This is a genomic window from Stenotrophomonas maltophilia group sp. Smal12 (genome assembly GCF_037079935.1).
GTDB classification, from domain to species: domain Bacteria; phylum Pseudomonadota; class Gammaproteobacteria; order Xanthomonadales; family Xanthomonadaceae; genus Stenotrophomonas; species Stenotrophomonas sepilia.
Window position 1 is genome coordinate 1 of sequence record NZ_JBAWUK010000094.1, and the last position, 6,195, is coordinate 6,195.

Below are 6,195 nucleotides of genomic sequence, written 5' to 3' on the forward strand. Positions count from 1 at the left end.
CGATCACCTGCTTCACCGCCTCTGCCCGGAACTCATCCGTGTACTGCTTGCTGTTGCCCATAAACACCTCGGTCATTGCCATCAATTATGGCAACCGGATGTCTACGAAAGGCTGGCCGGTCCAAGCCGCCAGATACAGCAGCAGGGCACCGCCGCGGCGCAGGCCCACATGAAGCTCTAATGCCAGCCTGCCGCGCTGCCGCGCCTGCACCAGCAGCCACGCCAGGGCACGCACCATCACCCATGCGACGCCGAGGATGGCGAGCACCTCGGCCACCGGCACAACCACGGTCAGCCAGTCCTCGATCCAGGCGGGCAATCCGGCCATGAGGGGTCACAGTGTTGCGGCGCCGCCGGAGATGGTCAGCAGCGCACCGGAGGTGTAGCTGGCGCTGTCCGAAGCCAGCATCACATAGGCCGAGGCCAGCTCGGCCGGCTGTCCGGGGCGGCCGAATGGCGTCTGCGCGCCGAACTGTTCGACCTCTTCGGCGGCCATGCCTGCGGGAATGAACGGCGTCCAGATCGGGCCGGGCAGCACGGCATTGACGCGGATCTGATGCTCGGCCAGCAGGCCGGCCAGCCCCAGCGTCAGGTTGGCGACGGCACCTTTGGTTGCAGAATAGGGAAGGATGTTCGGCGTCGGCCGCTTGGAGTTGACCGATGCGGTGTTGATGATCGCACCGCCACCGCGCAGGTGCGGGACGCACAGCCGGGTCAGATTGAACACGGCATGCACGTTGGTATCGAACGTCCGCTTCCAGTCATCCAGGGTGATGTCGTCGAAGTGCTCGTAGTAGCGCTGGTAGGCCGCGTTGTTGACCAGGATATCGAGACCGTCCAGTTCGCTGGCCACGCGGTCTACGAGCGATCGCGCCTGTGCCGGGTCACTGATGTCGCAGGGTACCAGCACGGCTTTGCGCCCGGCCTGTTCGATCTGCTGCTGCACATGGCGGGCGTCGTCCTGCTCGCCATCGAGGAATGCGATGGCAACGTCGGCGCCTTCGCGCGCGAAGGCGATCGCCACCGCCGCGCCGATACCGCTGTCACCGCCGGTGATCAATGCCTTCTTGCCCTGCAGCAGGCCATGCCCGCGATAACTGTCCTCGCCGTGGTCCGGCCGGGGCTGCATCTGCGCAGTCTTGCCGGGGAAGGATTGCTGCTGGGCCGGGAACGGCGGGCGTGGGTAGTCGGGCAGGGCCATCGTCACTCTCCGAAAGGAAACCGGCGCCAGTCTCCCTCCAAGCGGGTAAACGGCTGGACGGCGCGGTGTCGTTGCAGCGTGGACGCCTGCGCGCGCGGCTTCACACTGGATGCGCGATGGTGGTCATGATGCTGTTGGCCGGTTGCCGTGAATCCAGCCGCGTGTGCTGCACGATGATCGGCTGGTCGGATTCGACGAGGGTGGCGAAGCCCGTACCGAGCGGCACAGGTGCCGGATCCTGCAGGTCGTTGAAGCGCAGATGGCAGGTGCGCCGCGCCGGCACTGTAATCCGGTAGGGACCCACCGGATCGCGGTCCTCGAAGTAGAGGGTCAGCGTGACATGCGCGTCCTCGCTGCCGGCATTGAGGACACAGCAGGTTTCGTGACTCTGCATCTCCGGTGACGGGCCGTTGCTCCAGGCTGGAATGTAGCCCTCGGCGATAGCCCAGCGTCGATGCCCGATGCAGGGAGTGTTCGTTTCCATGACGCCGTTTTAGCTGGAGGGGTGTTGCCATCGTGTCCAGTCTCCGCACGGAATCCGTGATGACCATCGGCTACCACGCATCGCATGAGCAGTTCCCGCCCGCCACGTTGCTGGGCCTGGCGCTGCGCGCCGAACAGGCGGGATTCGAGGCCCTGATGTGCTCGGACCATTTCCACCCGTGGACGGCTGCGCAAGGGCAGTCGGGCCACAGCTGGGTGTGGGCCGGCGCGCTGGCGGTGCAGAGCGCGTTGACCCTGGGCATGGTGACCTGCCCGATGCTGCGCCAGCACCCGGCCTTGGTGGCACAGGCAGCGGCGACGCTGGAGCAGCTGGCGCCGGGCCGGATCTGGCTGGCGCTGGGTACCGGCGAGGCCCTGAACGAGCGCATCACCGGCCAGCCGTGGCCAGCCAAGCGCGAGCGGCAGAAGGCACTGCGCGCTGCGGCCGAGGTGATGCGGCGGCTGTGGGGAGGCGAGCGGGTCGACCACAGCGGTGGCTTCCAGGTGCGCCAGGCGCGACTGTACAGCCGACCGGCCCTTCCCCTGCCGCTGCTGGGTGCAGCCGTCACCGAGGAAACCGCACGCTGGATGGGGGGCTGGGCCGATGGCCTGATCACCATCAGCCAGCCACTGGCGCAGTTGCGGCGTGTGGTGGCGGCGTTCGAACAGGGCGGTGGCAGGGGCAAGCCGATGTACCTGCAGGCCAAGCTCTCCTACGCGCGTGCCGAACAGGCGGCACTGGAAGGCGCGATGGAGCAGTGGAGCGCCAATGTGCTGCCACCGGAACTGGCCGAAGGCCTGGACCAGCCCGAGCAGTTCGAGGCACAGGCCCGGTCGGTCAGTGCCGAGGAGCTGCGCCAGCACGTGCATGTCTCGGCGGATCTTGGCCAGCACCGGGCCTGGCTGCAGGAACTGCAGTCACTGGGCTTCGATCGCATCTACCTGCACAACGTGAACCGCGAGCAGGACCGCTTCATCGATGATTTCGCCGAACACGTGCTGCCCGCGCTGCGCACTCAGGCGCCCTCGGCGGCCAGCCACGCGTAGCCGTGGCCCTGCAGGATGCAGCGGTTATCCTGCATGGTGGTGCCGTGGCCCACCAGCATACGCAGCGGGCCGTGCAGTGGCACCTCTACCTCAACCGGGTTGTCGCCGAAGTTGATCAGTGCAAGCGCCTGGTGGGGGGCCTCGCCGTAGCGGAGCATCAGCAGCGCAGGTGAAGGTGGGTCGAGCGTGTGTGGCCCCTGCTGCAGCACGGGATGGGCATTGCGTTGCTGCAGCAGCTCGCGCACACGCCGCAGCAGCGAGCCGGGCGTCGCGCGTTGCGCCTCGACATTCACTGTCCGGTAACCGTAAGCGCCGTCTGCCGGAGGCGCGCGCCACGCATGCCGTGGCTGATCGGTAAACCCCGCCCCTGGGCGGTCGTGCCAGTGCATCGGCATCCGCACGGCGTTGCGCTCGGGCAGTTCCAGGCAGTCGCCGAGGCCGATTTCCTCGCCATACCGGATCACCGGCACCTGACCCAGCGACAGCAGTGCGGCCCAGGCCATGGCCTGCCACGCGGTGTCGCCGTCCAGCATGGGCGCCAGCCGGCGGCGGATGCCGCGGCCATAGATGCGCATGCCAGGTTCGGGCGCGAAGCGCTCCATCACCGCTTCGCGTTCGTCGGGCCGCAGCTGCTCCAGGTCAAGCTCATCATTGTTGCGCAGCCAGGCGATGCGCGTGTGCGGCGGCGCCTGCGGTCCGTATTCGGCCATGACCCGGGCCACTTCACTGGCGTCGCCGCGCGCCAGGGCCAGGAAGAAATGATTGTTCAGGTGGAAGTCGAGCAGGTGCGAAAGCCGCCGCCCCTGGCACAGGAAGTCACCGTAGCGGGACGCGCGGACATCCGCTTCGCCGATCAACGGCAGCCCTGGCTGCTGTGCGTCTGCCGTGGCGCGCATTTCCTCCAGCAGCCACAGCCCGTCGTCGCGCGGGTCCGCGTGGCGGGCGCGCTCGACCATGTACGGGACCGCATCCACGCGGAAGCCGGCCACGCCGCGCTGCATCCAGAACGTCATCAGCCGCAGCAGTTCGTCGCGTACTGGCGCATGGGCCAGCTCCAGGTCTGGCTCGTGCCGGTAGAACATGTGCCGGTTGAACGCGCCGGCCTCGGCGTCCCATGTCCAGGCAGACGCCTCGATCGGCGGGAACATCGGCTGCAGGCCGTCGTCGGGCACGTGGTCGCTCCACAGGTACCAGCTGCGCCATACCGGGTCGCCCCGCTGCGCGGCGACGAACCACGGGTGGGCGCTGGCAGAGTGCTGCATGACCAGCTCGACGATGATGCCGATACCGCGTGCGTCGGCAGCATCGACCAGGCGCTGGAACGCCGCCTCGTCACCCAGGCGTGGATCGATGCGGTAGTGATCGGTGACATCGTAGCCACCGTCACGGCCGGCGTTGCAGTAGAACGGCAGCAGCCACAGGTGGCTGACACCGAGCCACTGCAGGTAGTCCAGCTTTTCGGTGATGCCATCCAGGGTGCCCCAGCCGCGCCCATTGCTGTCGCGGAACAGGTAGGGGTCGACCTGGTAGATCGCGCGCAGCGGGCGCACCGCCATGGGGCTTCTCCGTCACTGGCCACGGGTGACCAGCCTGCTGCCGCGCGTGGCAGCGGTTGGTGAAACGGATGGCACCCTGTCGTGACATGGCATCCACGGACTCTGCATGCGCGGGCGCGCACAGTGAATGCTCATTCCCGGCGCCGAGGAGGCTTCCTGCATGGCCCGACGTAAAGCGCTTCGCATTGCCACGTTCAACGTCAACGGCATCGGCACACGCCTGCCGCAGCTGTTGGACTGGCTGCACAGGGAATCGCCGGATGTGGTTGCCCTGCAGGAACTGAAGGCGACCGACGCCGCGTTTCCGGCTTCAGTATTGGAAGAGGCGGGCTACGGCGCGCTCTGGCAGGGCGAGGCGCGGTGGAACGGCGTGGCGCTGCTGGCACGAGGGACCACGCCTGTCGAGAGCCGCCGCCGATTGCCGGGCGAGCCCAAGGACACCCAGAGCCGCTACCTGGAGGCGGCTGCGCACGGGGTCATCGTGGGTGCCCTCTACCTGCCCAACGGCAACCCGCAGCCCGGGCCCAGGTTCGACTACAAGCTGCGCTGGATGGAGCGCCTGATCCGGCATGCGCGCAGCCTGGTCGAGCTGCCGCATCCGGCGCTGCTGCTGGGTGATTTCAACGTGATTCCCACCGAAGCCGACGTCTACGACCCCAAGGCCTGGCGCCGCGATGCCCTGTTCCAGCCGGAGGTGCGCGAGGCCTTCGAACGACTGCTGGCGCAGGGCTGGACCGATGCGGTGCGGAAGGTGCACGGCGACGCCACGATCTATACCTTCTGGGATTATTTCCGCCAGCATGCCGAGCGCGACCGTGGGTTGCGCATCGATCATCTGCTGTTGAACCCCGTACTGGCGTCGCGACTGAAGGGCGCTGGCGTCGACCGCTGGGTACGCCTACAGGAAAAGGCCAGCGACCACGCGCCGGCGTGGGTGACGGTAAGCGCGTGATCAACGCGCGGCAGGGCCCGCATCCGGCATCTGCAATGGAGTAATCAAAGCAGGGTGGTCCATTCTGTGATGGATAAAGCGGAATTTGATAATGCGATTTGACATCGAAAACCCGCTGAGATTATAAGTGGCGCGCGGTGCAGCTATATTGAGCAAAATACTGATCTGCTGCACCGTATTCAGCAGTGTTCATCTCCATTAAATAAGGAAGTGACGAATGAACAATGTACTTGCCCTGCAGACCCTTGAAATCGAGTGCCTCGATGTCTCTGAAACCTGCACTGCCTGCCTGTCTCTGATCAGTTCGGATGCAGGCATCGAAGATGGCATGGATCAAGCCTGATCGATCCCGCGTCCTGTTGCCGGCGAGCGCTTTTTGACGGCACCGGGCAGCTGATCCAACGTGCGCCGCCGGCATCCCGTTGGCGGCGCATTTGTACCTGGCCAGCCGGATGTTTCCGGATCAACCCAGCTTGGGCCGGGATGACAGGGAGGTTGTTGGTGGTCGACACGACGGCACGGATGTATACGTTGTTAGACGATGTTCATTTCGAGAACATCGAACGCTATAGGCCGACGGATGAATATTCTTCCGTTGCTCGCAACCTGCTCCCTGCCGACTGGCAGTTGCAGCCACGTGGGTTCTGGACACACTGCCGGCCGCCGGGATGGAAGAGCCGCTCCCACGGCTGGAAGATCCACATATCGAGCATCCCGGAGAACGCCGAAGAGACCATCGCGGTAGCGTGCGAAGAGATCGCGGCCGCGGGTGCCATGTTCAAGTTCTGCTCCGATCCGCGCATGCTGGCAATGTCGCTGGGAAAGGGATGTGGACCGGCCAGAGTTCTGTAGACACTCAGTTGCCGCTCTGCGCGTAGCGCCTTTCAAACTCTACCGGTGACACGCCGCCAGCGGAACCATGCCGGCGGATCGGGTTGTAGAACATCTCGATGTAG

General features: G+C 65.9%; 8 protein-coding genes. 4 read left to right on the plus strand and 4 right to left on the minus strand.

The window, feature by feature from the left end; genetic code table 11:
* Window positions 1-85 precede the first annotated feature (85 nt).
* The 3 genes from WDC87_RS21520 to WDC87_RS21530 all read right to left on the minus strand — a co-directional run bounded on the left by WDC87_RS21520 (window position 86) and on the right by WDC87_RS21530 (window position 1,685).
* The gene (locus tag WDC87_RS21520; protein ID WP_301655350.1) at window positions 86-328 is read right to left on the minus strand and encodes a hypothetical protein; all 243 of its coding nucleotides are present in this window, start codon (window positions 326-328) and stop codon (window positions 86-88) included.
* Between the two features lie 6 nt (window positions 329-334).
* A complete protein-coding gene (locus tag WDC87_RS21525; RefSeq protein ID WP_019659796.1) occupies window positions 335-1,201 on the minus strand; it encodes a glucose 1-dehydrogenase in 867 nt (288 codons plus the stop codon).
* A 100-nt stretch (window positions 1,202-1,301) separates the two neighbouring features.
* A complete protein-coding gene (locus WDC87_RS21530) occupies window positions 1,302-1,685 on the minus strand; it encodes a sensory rhodopsin transducer (RefSeq protein WP_072167125.1) in 384 nt (127 codons plus the stop codon).
* Between the two features lie 59 nt (window positions 1,686-1,744).
* Between WDC87_RS21530 and WDC87_RS21535 the strand changes: the two genes are divergently transcribed.
* Window positions 1,745-2,731 (plus strand): TIGR03885 family FMN-dependent LLM class oxidoreductase, encoded by a 987-nt coding sequence (locus WDC87_RS21535; RefSeq protein WP_227836748.1) that lies wholly within the window; start codon window positions 1,745-1,747, stop codon window positions 2,729-2,731.
* Here the strand turns inward: WDC87_RS21535 and WDC87_RS21540 are convergent.
* Window positions 2,701-4,287: an alpha-amylase family glycosyl hydrolase gene (locus tag WDC87_RS21540; protein WP_252745015.1), complete on the minus strand. Its 1,587-nt coding sequence runs from the start codon at window positions 4,285-4,287 to the stop codon at window positions 2,701-2,703. The two genes, WDC87_RS21535 and WDC87_RS21540, sit on opposite strands and share 31 nt — an antisense overlap.
* 160 nt (window positions 4,288-4,447) lie before the next feature.
* Here WDC87_RS21540 and xth point away from each other — a divergent pair, with 160 nt between their 5' ends.
* The 3 genes from xth (at window position 4,448) to WDC87_RS21555 (ending at window position 6,091) form a co-directional block, all read left to right on the plus strand.
* Entirely contained in the window at window positions 4,448-5,239 is a 792-nt protein-coding gene (gene xth / locus WDC87_RS21545) for an exodeoxyribonuclease III (RefSeq protein ID WP_252745014.1), read from the plus strand.
* Window positions 5,240-5,456: 217 nt separating this feature from the next.
* On the plus strand, window positions 5,457-5,582 hold the full coding sequence (locus tag WDC87_RS21550; protein ID WP_255299118.1) for a hypothetical protein: 126 nt from the start codon (window positions 5,457-5,459) through the stop codon (window positions 5,580-5,582).
* 158 nt (window positions 5,583-5,740) lie between these two features.
* Window positions 5,741-6,091 carry a hypothetical protein gene (locus WDC87_RS21555; protein ID WP_301655349.1) on the plus strand — a complete coding sequence of 117 codons (351 nt, stop codon included), beginning with the start codon at window positions 5,741-5,743 and terminating at the stop codon, window positions 6,089-6,091.
* Window positions 6,092-6,195: the final 104 nt, after the last annotated feature.

What these genes read in the sequence shown, in the direction of transcription:
- WDC87_RS21520 (WP_301655350.1), bottom strand. Translation starts at nt 328, where the DNA reads ATGGCCGGATTGCCCGCCTGGATCGAGGACTGGCTGACCGTGGTTGTG.
- WDC87_RS21525 (WP_019659796.1), bottom strand. Translation starts at nt 1,201, where the DNA reads ATGGCCCTGCCCGACTACCCACGCCCGCCGTTCCCGGCCCAGCAGCAA.
- WDC87_RS21530 (WP_072167125.1), bottom strand. Translation starts at nt 1,685, where the DNA reads ATGGAAACGAACACTCCCTGCATCGGGCATCGACGCTGGGCTATCGCC.
- WDC87_RS21535 (WP_227836748.1), top strand. Translation starts at nt 1,745, where the DNA reads ATGACCATCGGCTACCACGCATCGCATGAGCAGTTCCCGCCCGCCACG.
- WDC87_RS21540 (WP_252745015.1), bottom strand. Translation starts at nt 4,287, where the DNA reads ATGGCGGTGCGCCCGCTGCGCGCGATCTACCAGGTCGACCCCTACCTG.
- xth (WP_252745014.1), top strand. Translation starts at nt 4,448, where the DNA reads ATGGCCCGACGTAAAGCGCTTCGCATTGCCACGTTCAACGTCAACGGC.
- WDC87_RS21550 (WP_255299118.1), top strand. Translation starts at nt 5,457, where the DNA reads ATGAACAATGTACTTGCCCTGCAGACCCTTGAAATCGAGTGCCTCGAT.